Annotated in this window: 29 protein-coding genes and 1 other annotated feature; of the genes, 21 read left to right on the plus strand and 8 right to left on the minus strand. The window is 73.3% G+C overall.

The genetic code is table 11. The features are described from left to right. Positions 1 to 12 precede the first annotated feature (12 nt). The 4 genes from GOBS_RS05970 to GOBS_RS29220 all read left to right on the plus strand — a co-directional run bounded on the left by GOBS_RS05970 (position 13) and on the right by GOBS_RS29220 (position 1,368). Positions 13 to 219 carry a hypothetical protein gene (locus GOBS_RS05970; RefSeq protein ID WP_012947400.1) on the plus strand — a complete coding sequence of 69 codons (207 nt, stop codon included), beginning with the start codon at positions 13 to 15 and terminating at the stop codon, positions 217 to 219. Further along, positions 212 to 703 (plus strand): TadE/TadG family type IV pilus assembly protein, encoded by a 492-nt coding sequence (locus GOBS_RS05975; protein ID WP_012947401.1) that lies wholly within the window; start codon positions 212 to 214, stop codon positions 701 to 703. The genes GOBS_RS05970 and GOBS_RS05975 overlap by 8 nt, the downstream gene beginning before the upstream one ends. Then, complete coding sequence (locus tag GOBS_RS05980) at positions 700 to 1,167, plus strand: hypothetical protein (protein WP_012947402.1); 468 nt, start codon at positions 700 to 702, stop codon at positions 1,165 to 1,167. Before GOBS_RS05975 ends, GOBS_RS05980 begins: the two co-directional genes overlap by 4 nt. Before the next feature lie 72 nt (positions 1,168 to 1,239). Continuing rightward, complete coding sequence (locus tag GOBS_RS29220; protein WP_012947403.1) at positions 1,240 to 1,368, plus strand: hypothetical protein; 129 nt, start codon at positions 1,240 to 1,242, stop codon at positions 1,366 to 1,368. Between the two features lie 103 nt (positions 1,369 to 1,471). Here the strand turns inward: GOBS_RS29220 and GOBS_RS05985 are convergent. Beyond that, positions 1,472 to 2,730, minus strand: a protein-coding gene (locus tag GOBS_RS05985) for an IS3 family transposase (RefSeq protein ID WP_243697648.1) whose coding sequence is annotated in 2 segments (ribosomal slippage) — positions 1,472 to 2,445 and positions 2,445 to 2,730 — 1,260 coding nt in all. Because the reading frame shifts where the segments join, the coding sequence is not laid out codon by codon here. Beyond that, positions 2,318 to 2,446, minus strand: a sequence feature (AL1L pseudoknot). Its footprint overlaps the gene before it by 129 nt. Positions 2,731 to 2,778: 48 nt before the next feature. Next, on the minus strand, positions 2,779 to 2,991 hold the full coding sequence (locus GOBS_RS25240) for a transposase (RefSeq protein WP_166487307.1): 213 nt from the start codon (positions 2,989 to 2,991) through the stop codon (positions 2,779 to 2,781). A gap of 860 nt (positions 2,992 to 3,851) precedes the next feature. On the opposite strand from GOBS_RS25240, the gene GOBS_RS06000 reads away from it, so the two are divergent. Together GOBS_RS06000 and GOBS_RS06005 are read left to right on the plus strand one after the other, a co-directional pair. Then, positions 3,852 to 5,369, plus strand: coding sequence for a peroxidase family protein (locus tag GOBS_RS06000; protein WP_208104397.1), 1,518 nt, complete (start codon positions 3,852 to 3,854; stop codon positions 5,367 to 5,369). Further along, entirely contained in the window at positions 5,366 to 6,460 is a 1,095-nt protein-coding gene (locus GOBS_RS06005; RefSeq protein ID WP_012947408.1) for a catalase family protein, read from the plus strand. Before GOBS_RS06000 ends, GOBS_RS06005 begins: the two co-directional genes overlap by 4 nt. Before the next feature lie 106 nt (positions 6,461 to 6,566). On the opposite strand, the gene GOBS_RS06010 is transcribed toward GOBS_RS06005, so the two are convergent. Then, the gene (locus GOBS_RS06010; protein ID WP_012947409.1) at positions 6,567 to 6,833 is read right to left on the minus strand and encodes a hypothetical protein; all 267 of its coding nucleotides are present in this window, start codon (positions 6,831 to 6,833) and stop codon (positions 6,567 to 6,569) included. A gap of 197 nt (positions 6,834 to 7,030) precedes the next feature. Here GOBS_RS06010 and GOBS_RS06015 point away from each other — a divergent pair, with 197 nt between their 5' ends. Both GOBS_RS06015 and GOBS_RS06020 read left to right on the plus strand, forming a co-directional pair. Continuing rightward, positions 7,031 to 10,087, plus strand: a complete 3,057-nt coding sequence (locus GOBS_RS06015) for an AfsR/SARP family transcriptional regulator (protein ID WP_012947410.1) — start codon at positions 7,031 to 7,033, stop codon at positions 10,085 to 10,087. 124 nt (positions 10,088 to 10,211) lie between these two features. Continuing rightward, positions 10,212 to 10,802 carry an RNA polymerase sigma factor gene (locus GOBS_RS06020; protein ID WP_012947411.1) on the plus strand — a complete coding sequence of 197 codons (591 nt, stop codon included), beginning with the start codon at positions 10,212 to 10,214 and terminating at the stop codon, positions 10,800 to 10,802. 338 nt (positions 10,803 to 11,140) lie between these two features. On the opposite strand, the gene GOBS_RS06025 is transcribed toward GOBS_RS06020, so the two are convergent. Next, positions 11,141 to 12,259 (minus strand): hypothetical protein, encoded by a 1,119-nt coding sequence (locus tag GOBS_RS06025; RefSeq protein ID WP_012947412.1) that lies wholly within the window; start codon positions 12,257 to 12,259, stop codon positions 11,141 to 11,143. 152 nt (positions 12,260 to 12,411) lie between these two features. Here GOBS_RS06025 and GOBS_RS06030 point away from each other — a divergent pair, with 152 nt between their 5' ends. The 3 genes from GOBS_RS06030 (at position 12,412) to GOBS_RS06040 (ending at position 14,300) form a co-directional block, all read left to right on the plus strand. Further along, entirely contained in the window at positions 12,412 to 13,107 is a 696-nt protein-coding gene (locus GOBS_RS06030; RefSeq protein ID WP_166487308.1) for a peptidoglycan-binding domain-containing protein, read from the plus strand. A 741-nt stretch (positions 13,108 to 13,848) separates the two neighbouring features. Continuing rightward, complete coding sequence (locus tag GOBS_RS06035) at positions 13,849 to 14,058, plus strand: hypothetical protein (RefSeq protein WP_012947414.1); 210 nt, start codon at positions 13,849 to 13,851, stop codon at positions 14,056 to 14,058. Next, positions 14,055 to 14,300 (plus strand): hypothetical protein, encoded by a 246-nt coding sequence (locus GOBS_RS06040; protein ID WP_012947415.1) that lies wholly within the window; start codon positions 14,055 to 14,057, stop codon positions 14,298 to 14,300. Before GOBS_RS06035 ends, GOBS_RS06040 begins: the two co-directional genes overlap by 4 nt. Before the next feature lie 108 nt (positions 14,301 to 14,408). Here the strand turns inward: GOBS_RS06040 and GOBS_RS06045 are convergent, their stop codons facing one another. Together GOBS_RS06045 and GOBS_RS06050 are read right to left on the minus strand one after the other, a co-directional pair. Next, positions 14,409 to 15,407, minus strand: a complete 999-nt coding sequence (locus GOBS_RS06045) for a patatin-like phospholipase family protein (protein ID WP_012947416.1) — start codon at positions 15,405 to 15,407, stop codon at positions 14,409 to 14,411. A gap of 34 nt (positions 15,408 to 15,441) precedes the next feature. Then, positions 15,442 to 15,678 (minus strand): hypothetical protein, encoded by a 237-nt coding sequence (locus tag GOBS_RS06050; protein WP_041241359.1) that lies wholly within the window; start codon positions 15,676 to 15,678, stop codon positions 15,442 to 15,444. Positions 15,679 to 15,729: 51 nt separating this feature from the next. On the opposite strand from GOBS_RS06050, the gene cutA reads away from it, so the two are divergent. Both cutA and GOBS_RS06060 read left to right on the plus strand, forming a co-directional pair. Further along, a complete protein-coding gene (cutA, locus tag GOBS_RS06055) occupies positions 15,730 to 16,074 on the plus strand; it encodes a divalent-cation tolerance protein CutA (RefSeq protein WP_012947417.1) in 345 nt (114 codons plus the stop codon). Further along, entirely contained in the window at positions 16,071 to 17,912 is a 1,842-nt protein-coding gene (locus GOBS_RS06060) for a putative bifunctional diguanylate cyclase/phosphodiesterase (RefSeq protein WP_012947418.1), read from the plus strand. Before cutA ends, GOBS_RS06060 begins: the two co-directional genes overlap by 4 nt. Positions 17,913 to 18,021: 109 nt before the next feature. Here GOBS_RS06060 and GOBS_RS06065 read toward each other — a convergent pair whose 3' ends face one another. Beyond that, entirely contained in the window at positions 18,022 to 18,330 is a 309-nt protein-coding gene (locus GOBS_RS06065) for a DUF6343 family protein (protein ID WP_012947419.1), read from the minus strand. A gap of 46 nt (positions 18,331 to 18,376) precedes the next feature. On the opposite strand from GOBS_RS06065, the gene prfB reads away from it, so the two are divergent. From prfB to GOBS_RS06105, 8 genes are all read left to right on the plus strand, one after another. Next, complete coding sequence (gene prfB, locus GOBS_RS06070) at positions 18,377 to 19,489, plus strand: peptide chain release factor 2 (protein WP_012947420.1); 1,113 nt, start codon at positions 18,377 to 18,379, stop codon at positions 19,487 to 19,489. A 337-nt stretch (positions 19,490 to 19,826) separates the two neighbouring features. Next, positions 19,827 to 20,516, plus strand: a complete 690-nt coding sequence (gene ftsE / locus GOBS_RS06075) for a cell division ATP-binding protein FtsE (protein WP_012947421.1) — start codon at positions 19,827 to 19,829, stop codon at positions 20,514 to 20,516. Positions 20,517 to 20,615: 99 nt separating this feature from the next. After that, on the plus strand, positions 20,616 to 21,500 hold the full coding sequence (gene ftsX, locus GOBS_RS06080; RefSeq protein WP_012947422.1) for a permease-like cell division protein FtsX: 885 nt from the start codon (positions 20,616 to 20,618) through the stop codon (positions 21,498 to 21,500). 92 nt (positions 21,501 to 21,592) lie between these two features. Beyond that, the gene (smpB, locus tag GOBS_RS06085; protein ID WP_012947423.1) at positions 21,593 to 22,069 is read left to right on the plus strand and encodes an SsrA-binding protein SmpB; all 477 of its coding nucleotides are present in this window, start codon (positions 21,593 to 21,595) and stop codon (positions 22,067 to 22,069) included. After that, positions 22,070 to 22,996 carry an NADP-dependent oxidoreductase gene (locus GOBS_RS06090; RefSeq protein WP_012947424.1) on the plus strand — a complete coding sequence of 309 codons (927 nt, stop codon included), beginning with the start codon at positions 22,070 to 22,072 and terminating at the stop codon, positions 22,994 to 22,996. A 25-nt stretch (positions 22,997 to 23,021) separates the two neighbouring features. Beyond that, a complete protein-coding gene (locus GOBS_RS06095; RefSeq protein ID WP_012947425.1) occupies positions 23,022 to 23,912 on the plus strand; it encodes an amidohydrolase family protein in 891 nt (296 codons plus the stop codon). A gap of 77 nt (positions 23,913 to 23,989) precedes the next feature. Beyond that, on the plus strand, positions 23,990 to 25,444 hold the full coding sequence (locus GOBS_RS06100; RefSeq protein WP_012947426.1) for an FAD-dependent oxidoreductase: 1,455 nt from the start codon (positions 23,990 to 23,992) through the stop codon (positions 25,442 to 25,444). Then, a complete protein-coding gene (locus GOBS_RS06105) occupies positions 25,441 to 26,328 on the plus strand; it encodes an alpha/beta fold hydrolase (protein ID WP_012947427.1) in 888 nt (295 codons plus the stop codon). Before GOBS_RS06100 ends, GOBS_RS06105 begins: the two co-directional genes overlap by 4 nt. A gap of 22 nt (positions 26,329 to 26,350) precedes the next feature. Here the strand turns inward: GOBS_RS06105 and GOBS_RS06110 are convergent, their stop codons facing one another. Next, positions 26,351 to 26,671, minus strand: coding sequence for a GYD domain-containing protein (locus tag GOBS_RS06110; RefSeq protein ID WP_012947428.1), 321 nt, complete (start codon positions 26,669 to 26,671; stop codon positions 26,351 to 26,353). Positions 26,672 to 26,691 lie beyond the last annotated feature (20 nt).

The following is a 26,691-nucleotide window of genomic DNA, read 5'->3' on the forward strand; positions in this document are numbered from 1 at the left end:
GAAGGACGCAGCATGCCGATGTTCACGGGGGTCCTGGCGGCGCTGGCCGCTCTGGCCGACCGCCTGCGGGGGGACGACGCCGAGCGGGGTGACGTGCCCGGCTGGGTGATGATCACGGTGATGACGGCGGCGCTGGTGCTGGCGATCCTCATCCCGTTCCGCGAGGCGATCGTCGCCGCGGTCACCAACGCCCTGGCGTCCGTCACGACCGGTGGTTGAAGGACCTCGCCGCCCCCCACCACTCGCGAGCTCGCGGCGGGGCCCTGCGGCGAGGCCGTTCCATCGGCTCGCCACCCCGCCGCTCGCAGGCTCGCGGCGGGACGGCCAGCGGGGTGCGGCGGTCGTCGAGTTCGTGTTTGTCTCGGTGCTGGTCGTGGTGCTGCTGCTGGCGGTGCTGCAGGTCGCGGTCTACGTGCACCTGCGCAACGTGGTGACGGCCAGCGCGCAGGAAGGTGCCCGGTTCGCGGCCAACGCCGACGTGCCGGCGTCGGCCGGCGCCGACCGCACGGTGGCGGTGGTGGCGCGGGCCACCTCGCGCCAGACCGCCGACGGGCTGGTGTGCAGCTCGGCGCTGGAGACCGATCCCAGTGGGCTGAGGCTGGTGGTGGTCCGCTGCTCGGGCGCGGTGCCGACGCTGCTGGCCGGGCTGGGCTCGCTGCTGCCGGTCGAGGTCACCGGCCGGGCGGTGGAGGAGGCGGCGTGAGCTGGCTGCGGTCGCGGCTGGGGATGGTCCGCGGGGAGCGCGGCTCGGCGCTGGTGGAGTTCACGTTCATCGCGATCGTGGTCTTCGTGCCGCTGGTCTACATCGTGGCCGGGTTCTCGGCGGTGCAGCGCGGGGTGTTCGCCTCGACGGCGGCGGCGCGGGAGGCCGGGCGGGCGATCGGCACCGCTCCGGACCCGGTCACCGGCACGGCGCGTGCGGAGGCCGCGGCCCGGCTCGCGGTGGCCGACCAGTCGGTGCAGGCCACCGACGTGCGCGTCGGCTACGCGCCCGCCGGTGCCGGTTGCGACGCCGCGGGCGGGTACACGCCGACGCTGACCCGTGGGGAGGAGTTCTCCGTCTGCGTGACCGTGACGGTGCGGATTCCGCTGTTGCCGGAGTTCGTCGACGCCAACACCGCCACCGGCCAGTTCCTCGTCGAGCGCGACCGCTACGTCGACGCCTGACCGCACCCGTTGCCGGTGTTCCTCACGCATCGCCGGCACTACAGCATCGGCAACCCAGGAACAACGCCGGCAATGGCTCCCCCGGTCGTCGACGGCGAGGTGCGGGAGTTGATCCGCCAGCACGGGCCGAACCCGTTCACCGACCCCGGGCCGGTCCGGCTGCTGGTGCGCGACGTGGTGGCCGACTACTCCCAGCATTAGCTGACCTCGGCGCTACCGATGTCGGCCGCACGGTGTTGGGCTGGTCAAGGTCAGCGTGCACCGCCGGCAGCGGATCGGCCCGGCGGTGTGAACCGCCCCGGGTTCAGTGGAGGCTCGGTTCTGCCGGGGAGTCCTCGGTAAGGCCGGCGATCGAACGGTAGTAGTTGTCCTCGAACTCGACCGGTGGGATGTCGCCGCAGGCGCCGTGCAGCCGGCGGTGGTTGAACCAGTCGACGTACTCCAGGGTGGCCAGCTCGACATCGTCGAGGCCGCGCCACGGGCCGCGGCGGCGGATGAGCTCGGTCTTGTAGAGGCCGATGAGGGACTCGGCGGCGGCGTTGTCGTAGGAGTCGCCCTTGCTGCCCACCGAGCGAACGGCGCCGGCGGCGTCGAGGCGTTCGGTGTAGCGAATCGCGACGTACTGCACGCCGCGGTCGGAGTGATGGACCAGGCCACTGACCTCCTGCTCGTCCCGGGCTCGGGTCCACAGGCCCTGCTCGAGGGCGTCGAGGGCCAGATCGGTGCGCAGCGAAGTGGAGGCCTGCCAGCCGACGATGCGGCGGGAAAAGACGTCCATGACGAAGGCGACGTACACCCAGCCCGACCAGGTCGCGACGTAGGTCAGGTCGGCGACCCACAGCCGGTTCGGCGCCGAGGACCGGAAGACGCGCTGCACCAGGTCATCGGGGCGGGCGTCGACCGTCGCGGCCGGAACGGTGGTCCGCTGGACCTTGCCGCGCACCACCCCGGCCAGGCCGAGCTCGCGCATCAGCCGCTCGATCTGGCAGCGCGGCACCCGGTGGCCTTCACGCTGCAGCGTCCGCCAGACCTTGCGGACTCCGTAGACACCGAGGTTGACCTCGAAGACCCGCCTGATCTCGGGCTTGAGCTGCTCGTCGCGGACCGCCCGGTCCGACGGCGGCCGGGTGCGCGCGGCGTAGTAGGTGCTCGGAGCGATCTTGGTGCCGGCCTCGGTGAGGGCGCGGCAGATCGGCTCGACTCCGAACTCCTGGCGGTGCTGGTCGATGTAGTCGATCAGCGCTGGGATGGCCGGTCGAGCTCGGCCGCGAAGAAAGCCGACGCGCTCTTGAGGATGGCGTTGGCCCGGCGCAGCTCGCGGTTCTCCCGCTCCAGCTCGGCCAGCCTCGCCCGCTCATCGGTGGTCAGGCCCGGCGCACTGCCGGCGTCGACGCGAGCCTGCTGCACCCAGTTCCGCAGCGAGTCCGGCACGATCCCCAGCTGCTCGCCGACCCGCTTGCAGGCGGCGTTGACGCTCAGCTTCTCCGGCCCCTCCACCAGATCGAGCGCGAAGCGGATCGCCCGCTCACGCAGCTCGTCGGGGTACTTCCTCGGTGCCGCCATGACTTCCATCCTTCGGTGGTTGGAAGCCTCCATCAATCCCGGGGCGGTTCAGTGCCTGCGCCGATGACACACGCCGGTCAGGCCGGCGGTGCGCTTCAGCCGGGCCACCCGCTTGCGTCCGCACGCCAGGCCCAGCCCCAGGCGAGTCGGCGTGCACCGGCGCAGCCGGACGGATTCGGCCCGCTCATCGGTGGAGAGGCCCTCAGCGCGGCCGGCGTCGATGTCGTCCTGCTCGAGCCACCGCCACAGACACGACTCCACGATCCTCAGGGCGTGCGCGATCCCCGCGATCGGCTTCTCACGCCGATGCGCCAGCTCCACCGCCCTGCGGCGGACTCAGCGGCTTGGCTGCCGGCATCCAGGATCCCTTCGGGCGATGGTCGCCTCGCAACAGGTGTCCGGGAAACCGGGGCGGGCTGGGCCGCTCACCCGCGTCGGGTCTCCAGCGGTCGGACGGGTCCAACGTCCGTGACTCCCGGGTTCCCCGAGTCTCGTCCAAGGATCGGACGCTCGAGTACGGCCGCCGCGCGAGCCGCGTCTGCCACGCTGGGTTACCTGGTCGACCAGCTCAGGGGTGACCGCGGTGACGCCTTCCTGGCGGGGGACGTTGCGGTGGCCGTGGGAGGAGTGGGCCTTGTCTGCGGTGACCGCCTGCGTGCGGGTGTGCGGCCGTCCCGGTCCCAGCGGTGGGACCTGATTGGCGGGCAGCGGGGGCCGGACACGGGGAGCTCCCGCCGTCACCAGGTTCGACGAGGCCAGCGGCCGGCCGAGGCCGTCGAGGTGGCCTCGGCCCGGCCTGCTCCGGTGCCTCGGTGCGCCCCGGTGACGGCGCGGTGACGGTGCAGTGACGCCACATCCGAAGACTCCATGGACCCGCCCGGAGGACGGCCTCCGTCGGAGATCAGGACTCAACTGGAGCAGCCGTGGCAACGAGCAGAGGCACTGAGGCGACGAGCGGTTCGGGTGTCGCCCTACTCGACGGACGACCCGAGGGGGAGCCGGAGCCTGCGGCGCACCGGGACACCGCAGCGGTTCGCGCGACCGCTGCGCGCCGGTCGTACTGGCGCACGAACGGCTGGCGCAACGGCGCTGAACTCTGGACGATCACCCATCTCGAGCCCGTGTGGACGCTGCTGCGACGGCTGCCCGTCGTCCGGTCGAGGATCAACCGGCGGCTCATCAACCGGTTGGTCCACAAGCTCGAGACGCGGCCGAACGCCCTGAGCACGATGACCCCGTACACGTCGTGGGAGTCGCTGACCGACCGGACGTACAGCGCCCGGCACCTGCCGGCGGACGACGCGCTCCAACAGCGGCTGCAGCGGGTGGCACCGGCGTCGGTCGCGGAGCTGTTCCGCCGGGAGCAGCCGCGGGAGTCGACGAAGTCGACCCTGTTGTTCTCCCACTTCGCCCAGTGGTTCGTCGACGGCTTCCTCCGCACGGACCCCGACGACGTGCTGCGAAACACCTCCACCCACGACATCGACCTGAGCCAGCTCTACGGCCAGACCGAGGACGTGACCGCGATGCTGCGGACCCACTCCGGCGGCCGGCTCAAGAGCCAGCAGATCGACGGCGGCGAGTTCCCGCCCTACTACTTCGGCCCGGACGGAGAGGTCGAGCCGGAGTTCGTCGACCTCCCGCTCAGCTACCCAGGCCGCGATCGGAAGGCCGTTGAGCTGGGGGACCTGACCGAAGGCCAGAAGCGGAGCCTGTTCGCCCTGGGCATCCCGCGGGGCAACATCCACTACGGCTTCGTGATGCTCAGCACGCTGTTCCTCCGCGAGCACAACCGCCTCGCCGGCCTCATCGCCGCCGAGAACCCCGACTGGGACGACGAGCGCGTCTTCCAGACGGCTCGCAACACGCTGATCGTCATCCTCATCAAGATCGTGATCGAGGACTACATCAACCACATCACGCCGTCCCACTTCAAGCTGTTCGTGGAGCCGGGGATCGGCGTCCGGGAGGAGTGGTACCGGCAGAACTGGATGTCCATCGAGTTCGACCTGCTCTACCGCTGGCACCCCCTCGTCCCCACCGACCTGGACGTCGGCGGGGTGCGACGTGCGGCCAGCGACGTCCTGTGGGAGGCCGACGTCGTCCCCCAGCAGGGGCTGGCCGCTCTCTTCGACGAGGCGTCCCGGCAACCGAGCGCCGAGATCGGGATCCGGAACACGGCGGAGTTCCTGCTGCCGGTCGAGGAGCGCACGATCGCCATCGGTCGGAGGGCGGCCCTGGCCGGCTTCAACGACTACCGCCAGGCCTGCGGCTACCCGCGGCTGCGGTCCTTCAGCGACTTCTCCGCCGACCCCGAGGTGGCCGAGGCGCTGGAGGCCCGGTACGGGTCGGTGGACGACGTCGAGCTGTACGTCGGACTCTTCGCCGAGGACGTCCGGCGGAACTCCGCGCTGCCCCCGGTGATGGGCACGATGGTGGCGGTGGACGCCTTCTCCCAGGCGCTCACCAACCCGCTGCTCACGAGGAGCGTCTTCACCGCCTCGACCTTCTCCAGGGCCGGGATGCGCGCGATCAAGCGGACCAGTCGCCTGCGGGACCTCGTCGACCGGAACACCCCGGGCGAGGACACCAGGCCGCTGGTCACCTTCACCCGCACCAGCTCGACGGCGACACGATGACCCGCGTGACCACATCGCCCCCCTACGTCCGCTACCAGGCGGACCTGGAGCGGCCGTTCCCCGGCGAGGAGGAGCTCGTCCGGCAGATCGTCGGGGCGATGGAGAGCGCCAACCGCCAGGTCGCCGCCAAGCACAGGCACGGCCTGCGCGACGCGCACGCCAAGAGCCACGGCATCCTCGCCGGCGAGTTGCGCATCGAACCGGACCTGCCCGAGCACCTCGCCCAGGGCCTGTTCGCAGCCCCGCGCAGCTATCCGGTCATCATGCGCTTCTCCACCTCGCCCGGTGACCTCCGTACCGACCGGGTGCCCGCCCCGCGCGGGATGGCCATCAAGGTGATCGGGGTGGACGGTCCCCGGGCCGTCGACGACGGCGCCGCCACGCAGGACTTCCTCCTGGTCAACCACCCGACCCTGCCCTTCGGCACGGTCGGTGCGTACGCCGAGCTGCAGAAGGTGCTCGAGCGGCAGCACCACCAGAGCGACCTGCGGCAGCGGTCCACCAGGCTGGTCGCCCGAGTGCTCACCCGCCTCCGGTTCCCGCTCCCGAGGATCGCCGAGGTCCTGACCACGCCGAACCACCACGTCCTCGGGGAGACCTTCCACTCGATGGCGGCGCTGCGCTACGGCGACCACGTCGCCAAGATTTCGGCCGCCCCGCTGTCTGAGGAGGTGCGGGCACTCACCGGCAGGCCCGTGGGCAGGCGCGCCGGGGAGTCAGCGCTGCGTGACCTGGTCGCGGACTTCTTCGCCCACCACAGCGCCGAGTACGAAGTACGCGCCCAACTGTGCGTCGACGTCGACCGGATGCCGATCGAGGACGCCTCGGTGCTCTGGCCCGAGGAGTTGTCACCGCACCACCGGGTCGCGGTCCTGCACCTGCCGGCGCAGGACGCGTACAGCGACGCCCGTCGCCGTTACGCCGACGACGTCCTGTCGTTCAGTCCGTGGCACGCGCTGGAGGCCCACCGACCCCTGGGCTCGATCATGCGTTCGCGTCGCGTGGCGTACCCGCGGTCCAGCGACTTCCGGCACACGGTGAACGGGGTCCAGGAGCGGGAGCCGGCGAGCATCGACGAGCTCCCGGCCTGAGGGCGCTCGCCACGAACGGCGCCACTCCGAGCACTGCTCCGGACGTCGGAGCGGGGCTCGACCGGCGGCTGCAGGTCGTCGTCGATCCGGTGGGGGAGCGGCCGAGCTAGTGGCCGGGTTCGCAGGCGATCCAGGCTCCGGCGGTCGGCCCGAGGTGTCGGGCGACGTCCCGCAGCACGACGACCACGTCGAGCCAGCAGAAGGCAGCCCGCCCCGCGGCGACGACGTCCTCCAGGGAGAGCTCGGCGGGCCGGTCGTCCGGCGCGGCGGACGTCGGCGCCTCCGCACAGTCGGCCTCCGGGTCGGCCAGCACCTCGGTCAGGAGCGTCATCAGCCGGCCGTCGTCCCACCGGTGCCCGTTGTCCCCGTCCACGACCGCCTCCCTCCGGCACCCGGCCGCACACCGGGCAGACCGCAGAACGCCAGGTCGGGGTTCCGACGAGGTCCGTACTGCACAGAGGCGGCAGCCACCCGTGCTGATACACCGGCCGGCCGGGAACACCGCCAGCGGCGCATCAGCGGTGACGAATACGGGTGTGCCTCCCGTCGCACGGTGCCTACAGTCGGCCCATGAGCCGGGCGCTCAGGTACACACCGCCGCTCGCCAGCCGGGACCTGATCGTGCGGCCCCGGCTCCTGGACGCGCTGCGGAGCCGCTTCGAGCGCCCCCTCACCGCGGTGGTGGCACCCGCCGGCTTCGGCAAGACCACGCTGCTGGGTCAGGCCGTGAGCGAGAACGCGCTGTCCCCCGCAGGGGAGGACCGCTGGTTGACCTGTCAGCGGGACGACACGACGCTCTCGGTCCTGGCCTCCGGTGCCTTCGCCGCGGTCGGTCTCTCGGCCCCGGTGCCGGAGGACCCGCGGCAGGCCGCGGTCGCGGTCGCCGAGGCGCTCTGGAGCGCGGCCCCGCGCCACGTGGCCCTGGTCCTCGACGACGTCCACCTGGTGACCCGGGGATCGCCGGCCGGCGAGTTCCTCGGCCACCTGGTCGAGGAGCTGCCGAGGAACGGGCACCTGGTCCTCGCCTCCCGTCCGCCGCTGCCGCTGTCGATCTCGCGGCTGGTGGCCACCGGGCACGCCGTGGTGCTGCGGGAGGGCGACCTGCAGTTCCACGAGGACGAGGTCGCCGCGTTCGCCGAGTCCCGCGGTGTCCCACCGGAGCTGCTCAGCGACGTCGGGGGCTGGCCGGCCCTGGCCGAGCTGACGGCCACGGCGGGCCCGTTCGCCGTCAGCGGGTACGTCTGGGAGGAGCTGCTCACGCAGCTGTCGCCGGAGCGCCGCCACGCACTCGCGCTGCTCGTCGCCGTGGGCGGGGCGGACGACGAGATCGCCGCCGCGCTGCTCGGCCGGGACGTGGACCTCCGGTCCCTGCTGGACGGGCTGCCCCTGGTCGTGCGCTCCCGCTCCGGGTGGTGGTCGCTGCACGGGCTGTGGGCCGCGGCCCTCCAGCACCACCTCGACTCCGGGCAGGTGGCGGAGGCCCGGCGGACCGCGGCCACCGTCCTGCGCGGCCGCGGGCAGTACCGGGAGGCGATGGGGCTGCTGCTGGACGCCCAGGCGTGGGAGGACGTCCGCCGGCTGGTCGTGGAGGTCTGCGAGTGCTGCACCGCGCTGGTGCCGACCGACGTCCTCGAGTCGTGGCTGCGCCGGTTCCCGCCCGAGGTGCAGCAGAGCCCCGAGGGGCTGCTGCTGGCCGCCATGGCGGCGGAGCCGACCAGCCCGGGGGCGGCCGAGGAACTCCTGGAGCAGGCGCTCGCCGGCGCGCACGGGGACCCCGACCTGCGCTACGCGTGCCTCAACGCGCTCGTCCAACTGGCGTTCTGGGGCAAGGACCGGCAGCGGATGCAGTTCTTGCTGCAGGAGCTGGAGCAGCTGGCGGCGGAGGGGCACCCCGGAGCCCCGGCGTTCGTCGCGCTGGTCCGCGGCGGGGAGGCGCGCTCCACCGACGAGGTGCGATCCGCGCTGGCGGACCCGGGTCTGATGTCGCGGACGGCGCTCAACTCCGTACAGCACCCCGTCCAGCAGTGGCTGCACGCCCACCTCGTCCTGCTGAGGCTGGGCGACGCCTCGACCGGCGAGGTGCTCGCCCGGCGGGCGCTGTCCCACCCGGCGACCACGATGCACGGCGTCTCGCGGAGCCTCCTCCTGGAGTCCTTCCGGCTCCGGGGACGCCTGGAGGAGGCGGAGCGCCTGCTGCCGTACCTGCTCGGCGACATGCGGCCGGACAAGGTCCTCACGTCCCCCGACCTGGTGCCCTGTGCGGTCTCCGTGCTCGACGTCCTGGGGCGGCACGGGGAGGCGGGGGAGCTCCTCGGGAGGTACCGGCCGGTCCTCGGCGCCTCCCCGGTCGCCTGGGCACCCCACGCCCGGACGCTGGCCGAGGCCTTCCACGCCCTCTCGGGGGGCGCCGAGCACCAGGCGGCGACCACACTGCGGTCGATCGTCCCGTCGAACGGCGGGCGCCTCTCCGGTGCGCTGCGGGTCTCCCCGGTCGCGCTGCCGCTGCTCTACGTGCTCCTGCCGGAGCTCCGGGACCGCTGGGACGCCGACCCGCCGCCCGGCGCCCTCGCCGACCTGCACGCCGGGGCGCGCGCCCTGGTCCAGCTGCGCGAGCACGGGTCGACGGCGGCGGCCGGCGCCCTCCCCTCCAGCGTCTGGCCGGTCCTGCGCGCCCTCCTGCCGGTGCCGTGGGTGGCCGAGCTGGCCCTGGGGATGGTGGCAGCCGGTCAGGACGGTGCCCGTGCGCTGATCGAGGACCTCGGCCCCGCCGCCCGCGCGACCCTGCGCGCCCAGGCCGCGACGGCACCCCCGACCCTCGCGGCCACCGCCCGCTCGCTGCTGCGCGCGATCCCGGCGGTGCCGACCGCACGGGTGCACCTGCGCGTCCTCGGCCCGCTCGAGCTCCGCCGCGACGGTGTGGTCGTCGCCGCGCCGGAGCTGCGCAGGGAGCGGGTGCGTCAGCTCCTCGGCTACCTGCTCCTCCACGACCGGCCGACCCGGACCGCCATCACCTCCGAGCTGTGGCCCGACCTCGACGACGCGGCGGCCGGCCGGAACCTGCGCGTCACCCTCACCTACCTGCAGAACCTCCTCGAGCCCGACCGCGGCGAGCTCGACCCGCCGTACTTCCTGCGGAGTGCCGGCCCGGTGCTGCACCTGGTGACCGACGGCGCGCTGGAGATCGACGTGCTGCAGTTCGAGCGGACGCTGGACGAGGCCGCCCGGCTGGAGCGCCAGGGCGCGCCCTCGGCTGCACTCTCGGCCTACCTGCGGGCAGCAGAGCTGTGGAGTGGGAACCTCCTCGCCGACGTGACCGGTGCGAGCTGGCTGGAGTGGGAGCGCGACCGCCTGCGGAGCCGGTTCGTCTCCAGCGCCGTCCGGGCCGGCAACCTGCTGCTGGCGCGGGGGGACACCACGACGGCCCGGACCCTCGCCGAGCGTGCCCTGCGGGCCGACGACTGCTCGGAGGACGCCCACCAGCTGCTCATCGCCGTCCACCTCGCGGACGGCGACCTCGGCGACGCCCACCGCGCCCTGCGCCGCTGCCAGCAGATGCTGCGCGAGCTGGGTGTGCCGCCCCAGCCGCGCACGCGCGCGCTCGCGCAGCGGCTGATCCCCCGCGGCTGAGGGCCCGCCCGCATTCCCCGGCTCTCTGACCAGCGGCTTCGTCCGGCTGGCGCTCCGCTAGCGCGGCCTCCCGAACCTCTCCCGTGTCGGCGCGGTGCGCCGAGCGGACGAGAGGAACAGGGCCATGGAGCCTCCCGAGGTCACCGTCTTGATCCACCGTGCTGCCAAGGGCGATGGGGCGGCCTGGAACGCGATCGTCGACGAGTACTCCGGTCTGCTGTGGTCGGTGGTCCGCGGGTTCCGGCTCAACGAGGCCCAGGCCGCGGACGCGGTGCAGACGACGTGGTTGAGGCTGGTCGAGCACGTCGCCGACCTCAGGGAACCCGAGCACGTGGCGGGCTGGTTGAAGACGACCGCCCACCGGGTGTGCCTGCAGGTCATCCGTCAGGGCGGGCGTGAACAGCTCACCGACTGGGACGAGGACCGCGGCCCTGTGAGCGGCGCCCGGTACGACGGCCCCGACGAGGACGGACCCGAGGCGGCCGCGCTGCGCCGAGAGCACCAGGTACTCGTCCGTCGAGCGCTGGCCGCGCTCCCCGACCGGCACCAGCAGCTGATGGAGCTGCTGATCGCGTCTCCTCCGATCAGCTACCAGGACATCAGCGCCCGTCTGGGCATGCCGGTCGGCAGCATCGGTCCGACGCGGGCCCGGATCCTCGCCCGCCTGCGGGAAGCGCTGGCAACGGCCGGTCTCGAGGACCTCGTCCTGAGGTGACCGTGCGGTGCTCCGACGAGGGGTCGCCGTCCGTGTCCCCGCGGCCGCAGCAGGAGGCCGTGGGGGCACGTGGCAAGCGAAACCGTCCCCGGCGTCGGGTGACACCCGACCGGGTGGGTGTGGGCGTCGGTCGTCCACAGGTCGGCTGATCGCGTCCCGCGGACCGTCTCGTTCTTCGAGTGTCCGTCGTCGTCCTGACCAGGTGTGACGACGGGGGTGCCGTGCCGACCGCGACCACTGCGCTGGAGGTCGTCGACGGTGAGGTGCGGGAGCTGATCCGGTCCGCATCGACGGGCCGACAGCGCGGGCAGATCCCGGTGGTGGCGGGGGCGGACCGCTCATGGCGCTGCCGGCGTCCCGCCCGCTGCGGCCGGTCCCGCGGTGCCGCTCGCGATCGGGGCCACTGCCACCGACGGCCGGGCCGCCGGGGACAGCCTCATCTGGTCCGCCGTGTCCTTGCTGGGCATGGCGTCGAGCAGCGTCTGCGCCCGCTGGTCCAGCAACCGGGTGAGCAGCTGCTGAGCGAACCCGAGGACCAGCGCGTACGCCAGGATCTGCACCTGCGAGTCCAGTGCGGACAGGCCCGGGACGAAGTCGCCGCGGATCGCCACCAGCCCGAGAACGGCGGTGAAGGCGCCCAGCGGGACCTTCACCATCGCCAGGGCGACCGGCACGTCGTAGGCGGCGGTCGTCCCCTTGAGGTTGCGGATCGAGACAGCCGCCGCCAGCGCCCCGCCCAGCAACCCGAGGAGTGCGACGACGAGCACGTCCCCACCCGTGGGCGCCGTGGCCTCCGACCTCGTCGGGCAGTTGAGGCCGGCCTGCGTCGTCACGATGGAACCGGAGTCGGCGTCGACCACCGCGCGCGGGAAGCAAAGCGGCAGCACGCTGGGCGAGTTCGAGACGGCCACCACCGTCACGGTCATCAGCAGCGTGATGGATAGGGCCGACAGCAGCAGGATGTTGCGGAAGCTGCGCAGCTGGGCCTGACGGGAGTCGAGGGCCGCGTAGCTGTCGCGCATGATGCTGCGCAGCCGCGGCCGCAGCTGTTCGGCGGTCCTGTACTCGCGGAACTCCTCGACGGTGCGCTGCCTCGGGTCCTCCCGGTTCAGGACGGAGTTGGCCCGGACGACGGCGGGGCGGATCTCCGCCTGCAGCTCGGGTCCGTCGCACAGGTCCAGCAGCTGGACCTCGGCGGCGTGCATGTGCCGGTAGGCCGTCTCCACAAGGGTGCCGCGCCACCAGTTGGTCAGCCGACCCGGCAGCGGGTCCCTACGGAAGGCAGCGTTCCTCGCCTTCTCGAGGTGCCTTCGCACCCCGCAGATCAGCGCCTTGCGGGCCGGGTCGGAGCTCCGGGCCTCGGCCACATCCGTGCGGACCCACAGGGCGTCCACGTCCACGGCCACCTGGGGCACCCACACCCGTTTGACCGGCTTGGATCTGTCGCCATCAGGCACGGGTCCACCTCCGTCAGCGCCGCGGTGTGCAGGCTAGGAACCGCGCCGTCACGGTCCCGTCACCGTGGGAGTGGAGCGGCCCGTCCACCCCCACGGACCCGGGTGATGCACAGGTGACGGCCCCGTGACGGCGGGAGCGTTGGGTGGCGCCCATGACCGAACTCCTGGGGCAGGCGATCTCGGGCACGCTGACGACGGGCCCGATCGAGGAGACAGTGGCGCACCACGCCGGCCGGACCTTCCTCGTGGGTGTCCGCGCAGGCCGCAACAAGGACTTCGACCGGCTCGTCTTCGACTTCGAGGGCCCGGCCCCCGGGTTCCACGTGCGGTACGTGGACCAGCTGATCGAGGACGGGACCGGCGACCCGATCCCCCTCCGCGGTCGGGCCGTCGTCGAGATCACCCTGCGGCCCGCGGCTGCGCACCGGGACGACGGCACCCCGACGCGGAGGGGCCCGCTCCCCGACCTGACGGGGTTCGCGACGTTCCGCCAGATCGCCGACGCCGGGGACTTCGAGGGCGTGCTCACCTGGGGCATCGGGGTGGCCGCCGAGACCGGGCTCCGCGTCACCACGTTCAGCGACCCGACCCGCGTCGCCGTGGACGTGGTCCACGCCGAACCGGGGACCGGCAACCAGCTGCTCCGCCGCGGTGACCGCGGCGCCGCGGTGGCGACCTGGCAGTGGCGTCTCGTCCAGGCCCTCGACCGGCAGGTCGACGTCGACGAGGTCTTCGGGCCGATGACGGAGCAGGCGACCCGTGACTTCCAGAGCGCTCACGGGCTCGCCGTCGACGGCGTGGTCGGACCACGCACCCGTGCCGCGATGGTGCGAGCCCTCGGTCTCTGACGCTCGGGGGGTCGCACCGGCGCCTGCTCGGACCGAGGCCTCGGCCGCCGAGCCCGAGGCCGTCGCCGGTCAGCGCTCACTGCTCGGCGGTGCCGGCCGCCTTCATCCCCTGGCTGCTGCGGCCGGCGCCGTCACTACGACTCCGGCTGGCACGGGAACGGGATCCACCAGAACCAGATCCGTTCACAGTCCTGTTGGGTCGTTCCAGTGCTGCCCGCGGCGACTCCTGGAGCGAGCAGTACGAATGCTGCCCCGACAACAGCGACGACACCGGCTCGCAGCAGTCTCATGGCACTCCCCCAAGGCTCGTCTCGCCCATCGCGGACCCGTTGCTCTCGCTGCCGGAGGACGCGATGCCCACCCGCGCACGCCGGGCCGCTACAGGGCCTTTCGTACCTGAGCGGGCGGCAGCCGAACACCCCTGTCGTCGTGCCGTGTGCGCGTGCCGTCGGAGGGGGCCTCGGCTCCGTGCGGCGACCCGCACGGAGAGGGGAGCGCATCCCCAGTCCGGGTGTCTCCGTGGCCGAACCCAGTGACCCGGGGTGACCAGGGGCTCCAGGATGCGGCCGTGGCGTGCAGAACACCGAGCCGTGCCAGGAGCCGGCGAGCGACGGGCCGGGAGACTGCCCCGTCGGTCGTGGCGACCGGCAGCCACGCCGCCACCCTCGGCCGGTCCACCCAGGACGACCTCCCCAGGCACTCGGTCGCTGCCCCGGTCGCGTCGAGCACCCGGGGGCCGGGATGAGCCCCGTGCAGTGCGCCGCGATCGTGCTCGTGTCGGTCGGGCGAGAGGTCCGGTGCGCCAAGCCCGCCGGCCACGGGCCCGTCGAGGACCTGCACCAGGGGCTGGTCCGGGTGACCCTGCCCGACGGCCGCGAGCACGCGGCGTCGCTGGTGTGGAGTTCCACGCCGAGCCCCTGGGAGGACGAGATCCTCCGGCGGTCGACGTGACACCCCGAGACGACGCCGCGACGGTGTTCACGGCGACGACGGCGCTGCCGTACCCGCACGCTGCCCACGCGACCGCCGGACTGCGTGTGCAGCTGCGCCACCGCCTGCTCCACGCCGGCTGCTCGGGTCTGCCGGACTGGGACACGCTGCTCGTCGCCGGGCCGGTGGAGTCGACGACCGACCGCGGGCGCACGTGGTTCGAGTACGTAGCCACCGTCGAGCTCCGGCGGATGGGCTCCTAGCCCTGAGCGGCCGGGCCCCGCGCCGCGCTGCCGGCTCGCCGCACCGGGGGCGGTGCCGGGCCGCAGGAGCGGCGACCCACGAGGACCGCCGGCACCGGGTGCGGGGAGTCAGCCGGCGCCGCGGCACTCGCGGAGGTAGTCCTCCCAGCTCCAGCCGGCCAGGAAGTCCCGGGCTGCCGCGGTGCCGGACGCGACCAGCCGGGCCCGCTCGGCCTCGTCGATGTCGAACTCGGTGAGGCCGGTGCCGCTCGTGTCGATCGAGAAGGCCCGCCGGCGCACGCACGGCTGGGCGAGGTAGGAGCGGTCGCGGGCGGTGACCGTCGTCGCCACCAGCGAGTCCAGCAGCCCCAGCGGCCCCGGCAGCAGCCGGCCGTGGGGGAAGACCGACGCGTCCTCGTCCGACAGGGTGTCGCCGACGCCGATGCCGAACGTCGGCCAGCGCGGGGCCGCGGCGTCGGTGCGGTCGAAGGTCTCCACCGGGAAGTTGGACAGCACCCCGCCGTCCACCAGCGTCGAGCGGCGCCCGGTGCGGGGGTCGCGCAGCGTCTGCGGCGAGAAGAAGTAGGGGATGGCCAGCGACGCCCGGACGGCGTCGGCGACCGGCTGGGCGTCGGGGTCCAGGCCGTAGTCGCGGTAGTCCCAGGGCAGGCGCAGCAGCCGGCCGCGGGTGACGTCGGTCGCCGTCACCACGAGGCGGTAGCGCTGCCACGGCGCCAGGGCCGGGTCGTCGCCGGGGTCGTCGCGGCGCAGGTCGCCGAAGGTGCGCACGCCCAGGTCGGCGAGCTCGCGGCGCACCCACTCGGCGACGTAGCGCCCCGGGTGCAGCCCGGACCGGACGAGCAGCCCGACCGCCGGGGCCACCACGGGGACCGGCGCCCAGGCGTCGGGCACGCGGTCGTACTCCAGCCGCGACGCCCGCTCCAGCACGCCGTCGGCGTCGAGCCCGGTGGCGAGGAACGCGGCGAGCACGGCGCCGGCCGAGGAGCCCGCGACCCGCTCGAACCGGTACCGGCGCAGCAGCTCGACGGCGGCGCCGACCAGGGCGACGCCCTTGACCCCCCCGCCCTCGAGGACCAGGTCGGCCGGCAGCCGGTCGGGAGGGGACACGCCCGCACCGTAGGCGGGCCCCCTCCCGCTCCGCTCAGCCGCCGCGCCGCACCTCCGCGGCGACCACGCCCCGGAGGGCGAGCAGGAGCGCCGCGTCCGAGGTGTTTCCGCGGTCCAGGGCGATGCGGGCGTCCGTGGGCAGGCTGGCCAGCTCGACGTCGTCGAGCCAGGTCGTGTCGCCGCCCATCCGGCGGCCCACCTTCAGGCTGTCGCCGTCGGGGCGGAGCACGTAGTCCTCGGTGTCGATGGTGACGGTCATCTCCTCGTCCATGCCCCCGCCCTACCCCGCGAAGCTGTCACTCCACCCCCGGAGGATGGGCCCGTGGCGGAGGACGTGTGCGAGATCGTCGTCACCGGAAGTGACGCGGAGTGGCTGAGCGGGTACACACGGAGACTGGTGGAGGAGAGACTGGTGGCGTGCGGCCACCAGCTCGCCGCGATCCGGTCCGTCTACCGCTGGGAGGGCGCCGTGCACGACGAACCCGAGGCGCGCGTCGCCCTGCACACCCGCCGGTCGCTGGTGCCGGAGGTCGTCGCACGCACCGCGGAGCTCCACCCGTACGACGTGCCCTGCGTGATCGCCCTCCCCCTGATCGGGGGCAACCCCGAGTACCTGCGGTGGGTGGTCCGGGAGACGCGGGAGCCGGAGGAGGGGGACGGAGCATGAGCGCCGTCGACGTGGGCACCGTATCGACCGAGACCGACGAGGACCGCTCGGATCTGGCAGGAGTGCGCGTGGGACGAGGACCTGGAGAGCACGACCTGCCGCTGGACGTGCGTCGCCGGGTCGACGGTCCGGCGCAGCCCGCCGTCGTGGTCGAGGCCGTGCTCGACGCGCTGCCCTCGCCCACCCTCCTGATCGACGCCGGCGGCACGGTGCTGCTGGCCAACACCGCCTGGGAGAGGGCCGCCGACGTCCTCGGTGACGACCGGGTGCGCTTCGGGGTGGACGGCGACTACTTCGCCATGGCCCGCCGGCTCAACGGCGACGACAACACCTCCACGCTGGTCGACCAGCTGCGCGAGCTCTCCCGCGGCGAGCGCTCCTCGGTGCAGGCCGACTACGCCCTGGAGCTGCCCACCGGCATCCGCTGGATCCACCTGCAGGCCTCCCGGGTCGACCAGGCCGGCCAGGTCGTGGTCACCCACACCGACGTCACCTCCCGGGTGGCCGCCGAGCGCGCCTCGGACTGGCGGGCCCGCCACGACACCCTCACCGAGCTGCCCAACCGCGCCCACCTGCACGAGCTCATCGACACCGAGCTGCAGCGGCAGGACCGCGGGCCGGTGTCGGTGCTCTTCCTCGACATCGACGGCTTCAAGGACGTCAACGACTCCCTCGGCCACGACGTCGGCGACGACCTGCTGCGGCAGGTGGCCGCGCGGCTCACCGGCTCCACCCGAGCCGGCGACACCGTCGGCCGGCTCGGCGGCGACGAGTTCGTCGTCCTCTGCCGCGACTGCGACACCACCGGTGCCGAGGCCCTCGCCGACCGCTGCCGCGCCGGCATCGACCGCCCCTTCGAGCTCGGCGGCCGGCTGGTGCGCCTGGGGGCCAGCATCGGGATCGCCACCGCCGCCGCGTCCGGCCCCACCCGCGTGCGCTCCACCGACCTGGTCCGTGACGCCGACCTCGCCATGTACGCGGCCAAGGCGGCCGGCCGCAACCGCGTCCGGCTGTTCACCGCCGACCTGCGTGCCGCCGCCCAGCACAGGGCCACCGTCGCCTCCGAGCTGCGCGACGCGGTGGAGGACGGCCAGCTGGTGCTGCACTACCAGCCGGTGGTGCACCTGCCCACGGGGCGGTGCACCGGCGTCGAGGCGCTCGTCCGCTGGCAGCACCCCCGCCGCGGCCTGCTCGCACCGGCCGACTTCCTGCCGATCGCCGTCCAGCACGACCTCATGGGGGTGATCGCCCGCTGGGTGCTGCACACCGCGACCCGGCAGACCGCGGCGTGGGCGGCGGCCGGCCTGAACCTGGTGACCGCGGTGAACATCAGCGCCAACCACGTCGCCGCCGGCACGCTCGTCGCCGACGTCCAGGAGGCGCTGACCGACTCCGGCCTGCCGCCCGAGCAGCTCGTCGTCGAGATGGCCGAGCGGTCGGTCGCCGAGGACGTCGAGCGCGCTGCCGCGCAGTTCGCCGAGCTGCGCCGGTCCGGCGTGGAGGTCTCGATCGACGACTTCGGCGGCGGCTTCTCCTCGCTGGGCCAGCTGGTCGCCATGCCCACCGGCCTGCTCAAGATCGACCGCAGCCTGGTCGCCTACCCCGAGGGGCGGCGCAGTCAGGCGGCCGCGGCGATCGCCGCCGTGGTGGCGCTGGCCGGGGCCTGTGGCGTGCGCACCCACGCCGGGGGCGTGGAGACCGCGGAGCAGCTGGAGCTCGCCACCGAGCTGGGCTGCACCTTCGCGCAGGGCTTCCACCTCGCCCGGCCGATGCCCGCCGAGGACCTGACCGGCTGGCTCGCCGGGTACGCCGGCCAGCCGGCCACCGCCCTCTTCTGAGCGGCCTCCCTGCAGGGGCCCGCCGCGGGCCCCGTCCAGGGCACCGCCCCGAGCGTGCGAGGGGTGGGGAGGACGGGGTCCTTCCTTGGTGGGGGAGGGAGGTCCTCTTTCAGCCCGGCTCGCCGCGCGCCTTGCGGCGGGCCACGACGACCAGGTCGACGGCGGCTGCCGCGGCGAGGACGAACAGCACCACCGCGGCCCAGACGGGGAGGTCGGCGGCCAGCCAGAGCAGGCCGGCGACGAGGCAGAAGACCAGGCCGAAGGCGGCCAGCACCAGCCGCAGCGTCAGCGCCGACTGCGCCGGTGCGGCGCCGCCGATCCCGGCCGTCGGGTCGTGGTGGTCGGGCAGCCCCCGGGAGTAGTCGACGGGACCACCGTCGTGGTCCTCGCGGGGACGTGGTCGACGAGGCTCGCTCATGCCGTGGCTGCCTACCCCCGCCGGAAGCGCACTACTCTGGGTCGATGTGGCCGCTGACTTCTCCGTCGTCCTGGACGAGCTCGACACGACCCTGAGGTCCATCGAGGCCGTCCTCGACGTCGACCGGCTGCGCCGCGAGGTGGCCGAGCTCGAGCAGCAGGCCTCCGCGCCCGACCTCTGGAACGACGTCGAGGCGGCGCAGGCGCTGACCTCCAAGCTGTCCTACCTGCAGGGCGACCTGCGCCGGGTGGAGGAGCTGCGCAGCCGGCTGGACGACGTCGGCCTGTTGCACGAGATGGCCGTCGAGGAGAGCGACGAGGCGACCGCGGCCGAGGCCGAGCGGGAGCTGGCGAGCCTGCGCCAGGCGATCGACGAGCTCGAGGTGCGCACCCTGCTCTCCGGTGAGTACGACTCCCGCGAGGCGCTGGTGACCATCCGCTCCGAGGCCGGTGGCGTCGACGCCGCCGACTTCGCCGAGATGCTCATGCGGATGTACCTGCGCTGGGCCGAGCGGCACCGGTACCCGGTCGAGCTGTACGACGTCAGCTACGCGGAGGAGGCCGGCATCAAGTCGGCGACCTTCGCCGTCAAGCAGCCCTACGCCTACGGCACGCTCTCGGTCGAGCAGGGCACCCACCGGCTGGTGCGCATCTCGCCGTTCGACAACCAGGGCCGCCGCCAGACGTCCTTCGCCGGCGTCGAGGTGCTGCCGGTCGTCGAGCAGACCGACCACGTCGACATCCCGGAGAACGAGATCCGGATCGACGTCTTCCGGTCCAGCGGTCCCGGCGGGCAGAGCGTCAACACCACCGACTCCGCCGTCCGGATCACCCACCTGCCCACCGGCATCGTCGTCTCCTGTCAGAACGAGAAGAGCCAGATCCAGAACCGGGCGGCCGCGATGCGCGTCCTGCAGGCGCGGCTGCTGGCCCGGCGGCAGGAGGAGCAGCGGGCCGAGATGGACGCGCTGCGCGGGGAGGGCAGCAGCTGGGGCAACCAGATGCGCTCCTACGTCCTGCACCCGTACCAGATGGTCAAGGACCTGCGCACCGAGCAGGAGACCGGGAACACCTCCGCCGTCCTCGACGGGGACATCGACCCGTTCATCGAGGCGGGGATCCGCTGGCGTCGTCAGCAGGAGTCGGTCCCCGCCAGCTGAGAAAGGACCCCTTCCCCCCACCAAGGAAGGGCCCCGTCCTCCCCACCCCTCGCAGGCTCGGGGCGGTGCCCTGGACGGGGCCGGCGGCGGGACCCTGCAGGGAGGCCACCGTCCCCACATCCCTCGCGGACCTCGGGGCGGGCCCCTGCGCGTCGGCCGGCGGGATCAGACGTCCCCTTCGTCACACCTGTCGCACGCCGGGCGGGGGAATGAGCCACGCTGGGTGACGGGCGTCCCGGGCCCCTGGCGGAGCCGCTCACGCTCCGTCGGGACGGGACGGCGGCCGACCGCGCGTGACACTCCAGTCTCCCGGGTTCGAGAGGTACCGTGGCCCCTCGTGATCGAACTGCAACACGTCACCAAGCTCTACCCGGCCAGCTCCCGGCCGGCCCTCGATGACGTGTCGACGGAGATCGACAAGGGCGAGTTCGTCTTCCTGATCGGCTCTTCCGGCTCCGGCAAGTCGACCTTCCTGCGGCTGCTGCTCAAGGAGGACGACCCCACCAGGGGCACCGTCATCGTCAACGGCAAGACGCTCAACACGATGAGCAAGTGGCAGGTGCCCAAGCTCCGCCGCACCATCGGCTGCGTCTTCCAGGACTTCCGCCTGCTGAACAACCGCACCGTGGGTCAGAACGTGGCCTTCGCGCTGGAGGTCATCAACAAGCCCCAGCGGACCATCAAGCGCGTCGTCCCCGAGGTGCTGGAGATGGTGGGCCTGGAGGGCAAGGCCAACCGGCTGCCCAACGAGCTCTCCGGTGGCGAGCAGCAGCGCGTCGCCATCGCCCGCGCGTTCGTCAACCGGCCGCTGGTGCTGCTGGCCGACGAGCCCACCGGCAACCTCGACCCGGAGACCAGCGAGGGCATCATGCTGCTGCTGGAGCGGATCAACCGCACCGGGACGACGGTCGTGATGGCGACGCACGACTACCACATCGTCGACTCGATGCGCCGTCGGGTGATCGAGCTCAACGGGGGAGCCCTCACCCGCGACCAGTCGCGCGGTGTCTACGGGGTCGGCCGCTGACCCGGCTGCGCCGGACCGGCCGCTGACGCGGCTGCGCCGGACCGGCCGCTGACGCGGCATCCCCGCCCTCCACCTGCCTGACCTCACGACAGGGAACCAATGCGCGTCAACTTCGTGCTCTCCGAGGTGGCCACCGGGCTGCGTCGCAACCTGACCATGACGGTCGCGATGATCCTGACCACGGCCATCTCGCTCGGCCTCATGGGCACCGGCCTGCTGATCGCCGGGATGATCTCCGACATGAAGGAGATCTACTACGACAAGGTGCAGGTCTCCATCTTCCTGGCCGACGACGTCACCGACGAGCAGCGCTCGGCCATCGAGCAGCAGCTGGCGGGCTCGCCCGAGGTGGCCAACCACATCTACGAGTCCAAGGAAGAGGCCTACGCCCGCTTCCAGCAGCAGTTCAGCCAGCAGCCGGAGCTCGTGCAGAACACGCCGGCCGACGCACTGCCCGAGAGCTTCCGCGTCGAGCTGGTGAACCCCGAGCGCTACGAGGTCATCGCCGCGGAGTTCCCGAACGGGCAGAACGGCGTCGACCAGGTGCGCGACGAGGGGGACTTCCTCGACCGGCTGTTCAGCCTGCTCAACGGCGCCCGCAACGCGACGATCGCCGTCGCCGTCGTCCAAGCGCTCGCGGCGTTGCTGCTGATCTCCAACACGATCCAGCTGGCCGCCTTCAACCGGCGCAACGAGACCAACATCATGCGGCTGGTCGGCGCCTCGCGGTGGTACACGCAGCTGCCGTTCATCCTCGAAGCTGCGCTGGCCGGGCTGATCGGTGCGCTGCTGGCGATCGGCGGGCTGGTGATCACCAAGGTCCTGTTCGTCGACAAGACCCTCGCCGGGCCGATCCGGGCGGGGATCATCCCGCCGGTCGACTGGGGCGCGATCGCCTTCATCAGCCCGGTGATCGCCGCCGCCGGCGTCGGGCTGGCCGGTGTCGCCGCCTACGTGACCCTGCGGCTGTACGTGCGCATCTGAGAAAGGACCCCGTCCTCCTGACCGCTCGCAGGCTCGCGGCGAGCCTCTGGACGGGGCCGTGGCCTGGTGGGGCGGCCGGTAGCCTGGGGTCCATGCCGCGTGAAGAGGGGCGGAAGCTCATCGCCCAGAACAAGAAGGCGCGGCACGACTACTCGATCCTCGACACCTACGAGGTGGGCCTGGTGCTCACCGGCACCGAGGTCAAGAGCCTGCGTGCCGGCCGTGCCTCGCTCGTCGACGGCTTCGCCACCGTGGACGGCGGCGAGGTCTGGCTGCAGCACGTGCACATCCCCGAGTACGCCGAGGGCACGTGGACCAACCACGCCCCGCGCCGCAAGCGCAAGGTCCTCATGCACCGCGCCGAGATCGACAAGCTGATCGGCAAGACGAAGGAGGGCGGCCTGACCCTCGTGCCGCTCGACCTGTACTTCAAGGACGGCAAGGTCAAGGCGACCCTCGCCCTCGCCAAGGGCAAGAGGTCCTACGACAAGCGGCAGGACCTCGCCGAGCGCGACTCCCGCCGGGAGATTCAGCGGGCCTTCGGGCGGTACGTGAAGGGACGGCGGTAAGTGCGCGGTGTGGCCTACGACCGGTACGGCGGCCCGGAGGTCCTGAGCCTCCGCGACGACCTGCCCGACCCCCCGGTGGGCCCCGACACCGTGCTGGTGCGCGTGCACGCCGCCGGCGTCAACCCGGTCGACGTGCTCATCCGCTCCGGCGGGCTGACCGGCGCCTACCCGCACCACCTGCCGATCGTGCCCGGGTGGGACGTCGCCGGGGTCGTCGAGGCCGTGGGCCCGGCGGTCACCGCGTTCGCCGCCGGTGACGAGGTGTTCGGCTACGTCCGCCGGGACGACGTCCAGTGGGGGACGACGGCCGAGCTGGTGCCCGCGCCGCAGCGCTGTCTGGCGCACAAGCCGGAGTCGCTGTCGTTCGCCGAGGCAGCCGGGCTGCCGCTCGCGGGGCTCACCGCCTACCAGTCGCTGACCGAGGCGCTCGACGTCCACGAGGGCGAGCGCGTGCTGGTGCACCGCGCCGCCGGCGGGGTCGGTTCCTGCGCCGTCCAGATCGCCGTCGCGCTGGGTGCGCACGTCATCGGCACGGCCAGCCCGCGCAACCACGGCTTCCTCCGCGACGCCGGGGCAGCCGAGGTGCTCGACTACTCGGCCGGGCCGATCAGCGTGCAGCTGTCCGAGCCGGTCGACGCCGTCCTCGACCTGGTCGGCGGGGACACCCTGGCCGATGCGCCGAAGCAGGTCCGCGACCGCGCCCGCATCACCTCCGTCGTGGACCCGGTGGTCAACGAGATGGGCGGCCGCTACGTGTTCGTCCGCCCCGAGCACGAGCACCTGGAGGAGCTCGGCCGGATGGCCGACGCCGGTCAGCTGCGGGTGCCGATCGCCCGGGCGTTCCCGCTGGAGCAGACGGCCGAGGCGCAAGAGCTGGTCGCGGGCGGGCACGTGCGCGGCAAGGTCGTCGTCACGCTGCGCTCGTGACCACGGGCACGGTCACGCTGCGCTCGTGACCACTCCGCCGGTCGACGACGCCGACGTCCCCCGGTACTGGCGCGAGCTGGGCCTGCCGGGACTGGTCGACGTGCACGTGCACTTCCTGCCCGAGCGGGTGCAGGCCAAGGTCTGGGAGTACTTCGCGCAGGCCCGGACGCACTACGGCGCCGCCTGGCCGGTGCAGTACCCGCTGCCGGACGACGAGCGGCTGGCGGTGCTCGACCGGCTCGGCGTCCGGGCGTTCCCGACGCTGCCCTACCCGCACAAGGCCGGCATGGCCGCCTGGCTCAACGACTGGTCGCACGCGTTCGCCGCCGCGCACCCGCGAGTGCTGCGGTCGGCGACCTTCTACCCGGAGCCGGGGGCGTCGTCCTACGTCGGGACGGCGCTCGACCGCGGCGTGCGGGTGTTCAAGGTGCACGTGCAGGTCGGCGCCTTCGACCCGCGGGACCCGCTGCTCGACCGGGTGTGGGCGCGGCTGGAGGGGACCGGCACGCCCGTGGTGATCCACTGCGGCTCGGGTCCGCTGCGCGGCGAGCACACCGGTCCGGCGCCGATGACCGGCCTGCTCGAGCGGTACCCGCGGCTGCAGCTGGTCATCGCCCACCTCGGCATGCCCGAGTACGCGGCCTTCCTCGACCTCGCCGAGCGGTACGAGCGGGTGCACCTGGACACCACGATGTTCGCCACCGACTTCACCGAGCGGCTGATGCCCTTCGACCCGGCGCTGCGGCCGCGGCTGGCCGCGCTGCGGGACAAGGTGCTGCTCGGCAGCGACTTCCCCTCCATCCCGTACCCGTACGCCCACCAGCTGGCCGCGCTGCACCGCCTGGACCTGGGGGAGGAGTGGCTGCGCGCGGTCCTCTGGCACAACGGGGCCCGTCTCTTCGGGCTGGCGCCCTGAGGCACTTCGCCACTGGTCTCCCGTAGCCGACCAGGTGTGCCCTGGAGGACCACTCGCCGTCCCAGGGAGGTCCGGAGATGACCCAGGTACCTGTCGTGCGCGAGCCGGGCGCGACCCACGCGGTGGTCATCGGGGCGAGCATGGCCGGGATGCTCGCGGCGCGGGTGCTCGCCGGTCACGTCGACCGGGTGACGGTCATCGAGCGCGACCGGCTGCCGGAGGGCGCCGAGCAGCGCAAGGGGGTGCCGCAGGGCCGGCAGATCCACGTGCTGCTCGCGCGCGGCTCGGCCGTCCTCGACCGGCTGTTCCCCGGGTTCAGCCGCGATCTCGTGGCTGCGGGGGCGGTCCCGTTCCGTCTGCCCGGTGACGCCCTCATCCTCTCCAAGGCCGGCTGGGTCGACCGGCGGACACCCGGCTGGACGATGACGTCAGCCAGCCGCCCGCTGATCGAGGAGACCCTGCGCCGCCGGCTGCTCCAGCTGCCCGGGATCGCAGTCCTGGACGGTTCAGAGGTCACCGAGCTCCGCGCCTCTGACGACGGCCGGGCGGTGCGCGGGGTGTCCGTGCGCCGGGCCGACGGCGGGGACGACTCGCGCTCCATCGACGCGGACCTCGTCGTGGACGCGTCGGGTCGCGGGTCTCGGACGCCGCACTGGCTGGCCGACCTCGGGTACCCGGAGCCCGAGCGGACGCAGGTCGACTCGCACATCGCCTACGCCACCCGGCTCTACCGCATCCCCGACGGGTTCGCGGCCGACTGGCGGGCTGCCATGCTCATGCCCCGGCCGCCGGGCAACCCGCGAACCGGCGACCTGATGCCGATCGAGGGCGGGCGCTGGATCGTCACGTTGATGGGAGCGGCCAGGCAGCACCCGCCCACCGACGAAGCGGGGTTCACGGCCTTCATGCGCGAGCTGAGCGACCCGATCATCGCTGACACCGTCGCCCACGCCGAGCCGGTGAGCGACATCCGCGGGCACCGGGGCACGGCCAACCGGCTGGCGCACTACGAGCGGATGCCGCGGTGGCCGGAGCGGTTGGTCGTCCTCGGCGACGCCGTCTGCGCCTTCAACCCGGTCTACGGCCAGGGGATGACCACCGCCGCCATCGCCGCGGAGACGTTGGACGACTGCCTGTGGGCCCAGCGCCGGCGGCGCCCGGCCGGGGACCTCGAGGGCATGGCCCGCCGGTTCCAGCGGCTACTGGCCCGGCGCAACCGCGACGCGTGGATGCTCTCCACGGGGGAGGACCTGCGGTACCCGACCACCACGGGGACGACCGCAGGCCGGATCCTGCGGGCGCAACACCGGTACTTCGACCGGGTCGAGCGCGCCGCGGTCACGGACCCCGCGGTGACCGAGGTCTACGCGCGCGTGTTCGGGATGCTCGAACGGCCGACGGCACTGTTCCGGCCGAGGATCGTGGCCGCGGCGATCCGGGCCGGACGAGCGCCCACGAGGCCGGCCGCCCCCACGGTCGGGGTTCCGGCGCCCCGGACGTCGACCGAGCAGCAGCAGGAGGTGCGGACATGACCACCCGCCGCTTCGACCTGGCGCCGGTGACCGAGGGCACGGTCACCGTGGCCGGCATCCGCTCGCCCTACCTGACCGCGGGTCCGCTCGACGCCGACGAGGCCGTCGTCTTCGTGCACGGCAACCCGGGCCCGGCCGAGGACTGGCGGCGCCTGGTCGCCCGGACCGGCGTGTTCGCCCGGGCCGTCGCCCCGGACATGCCCGGCTTCGGTGGCGCGGACAAGCCCGACGGCTTCGTCTACACCGTCGACGGCTACGCGCGGCACCTGGCCGGCGTCCTCGACGAGCTCGGGGTCAGCCGCGCGCACCTGGTGCTGCACGACTTCGGCGGGCCCTGGGGGCTGGCGTGGGCGGCCGACCACCCCGACCGGTTCGCCAGCGCGACGCTCGTGGGCATCGGCGTGCTGCGCGGCTACCGGTGGCACTCCATGGCGCGGATCTGGCGCACCTCGGGGCTCGGCGAGCTGTTCCTGCGCACCAGCACCCTCCCGGCGTCGCGGCTGCTGCTGCAGCGCGGCAGCCCGCGGGGACTGCCGCGGGACGTCGTCGAGCGGCTGCACCGCAGCCTCAAGGACCCCGGCACGCAGCGCGCCGTCCTCCGGCTGTACCGCGCCACCGACGTGGCCGCGGTCTCCGAGGACCTGCACCGGCGGCTGCAGGGCCTCGACCGGCCGGTGCTGGCGGTGTGGGGGCGGCACGACCCCTACCTGCCGGTCGCGTACGCCGAGCGGCAGCGCGAGACCTTCCCCGGGGCGCAGGTCGTCGTGCTCGAGGACAGCGGGCACTGGCCGATGTACGACGACCCGGTCGGGTTCGAGCAGACCGTCCTGCCGTTCCTGGCACGGGTCACGGCCGGGGCCGTGGTGGGAGCAGGCGCGCGGTAGTCCGCCGTGGAGCCGAGGGCGCTCAGCGGAGTCCGGACGGGTAGTCCGGGTTCAGCCGGGCGGCCCGGTCGATCTCCTCCGGCGTCAGCAGGACGACGGTGCGGACCGTCGCCACGCCGCCCCCGCTGATCGACAGGGACAGGGAGGCTGCGGCCGCGGCGTCGGGCAGGTCGACGACCGCGTAGACATCGGCGTCACCAAGGGCGAAGTCGAAGCTCTCCAGCTGCCCCCCCAGGTCGAAGACGGCCTGGGCGAAGGCGCTGCGACGGGCCGACCCGCCGGCGGCCATCACCGCCCGCGCGCCCTGGGCCTCGTACCGGGCGATGACCAGGAAGCGGGGCACGGGAGCCCTCCTCTCGGCGG

The organism is Geodermatophilus obscurus DSM 43160, from assembly GCF_000025345.1.
Lineage (GTDB): Bacteria > Actinomycetota > Actinomycetes > Mycobacteriales > Geodermatophilaceae > Geodermatophilus > Geodermatophilus obscurus.

Bases quoted from the DNA above. Each gene is read 5' to 3' on its own strand.
- GOBS_RS06015 (WP_012947410.1), top strand. From the start codon at position 7,031: ATGAGCCGGGCGCTCAGGTACACACCGCCGCTCGCCAGCCGGGACCTG.
- GOBS_RS06050 (WP_041241359.1), bottom strand. From the start codon at position 15,678: ATGGACGAGGAGATGACCGTCACCATCGACACCGAGGACTACGTGCTC.
- GOBS_RS06060 (WP_012947418.1), top strand. From the start codon at position 16,071: ATGAGCGCCGTCGACGTGGGCACCGTATCGACCGAGACCGACGAGGAC.
- ftsX (WP_012947422.1), top strand. From the start codon at position 20,616: ATGCGCGTCAACTTCGTGCTCTCCGAGGTGGCCACCGGGCTGCGTCGC.
- GOBS_RS06020 (WP_012947411.1), top strand. From the start codon at position 10,212: ATGGAGCCTCCCGAGGTCACCGTCTTGATCCACCGTGCTGCCAAGGGC.
- GOBS_RS06065 (WP_012947419.1), bottom strand. From the start codon at position 18,330: ATGAGCGAGCCTCGTCGACCACGTCCCCGCGAGGACCACGACGGTGGT.
- GOBS_RS06030 (WP_166487308.1), top strand. From the start codon at position 12,412: ATGACCGAACTCCTGGGGCAGGCGATCTCGGGCACGCTGACGACGGGC.
- GOBS_RS05970 (WP_012947400.1), top strand. From the start codon at position 13: ATGCCGATGTTCACGGGGGTCCTGGCGGCGCTGGCCGCTCTGGCCGAC.
- GOBS_RS06005 (WP_012947408.1), top strand. From the start codon at position 5,366: ATGACCCGCGTGACCACATCGCCCCCCTACGTCCGCTACCAGGCGGAC.
- smpB (WP_012947423.1), top strand. From the start codon at position 21,593: ATGCCGCGTGAAGAGGGGCGGAAGCTCATCGCCCAGAACAAGAAGGCG.
- GOBS_RS06105 (WP_012947427.1), top strand. From the start codon at position 25,441: ATGACCACCCGCCGCTTCGACCTGGCGCCGGTGACCGAGGGCACGGTC.
- GOBS_RS29220 (WP_012947403.1), top strand. From the start codon at position 1,240: ATGGCTCCCCCGGTCGTCGACGGCGAGGTGCGGGAGTTGATCCGCCAG.
- GOBS_RS06100 (WP_012947426.1), top strand. From the start codon at position 23,990: ATGACCCAGGTACCTGTCGTGCGCGAGCCGGGCGCGACCCACGCGGTG.
- GOBS_RS06035 (WP_012947414.1), top strand. From the start codon at position 13,849: ATGAGCCCCGTGCAGTGCGCCGCGATCGTGCTCGTGTCGGTCGGGCGA.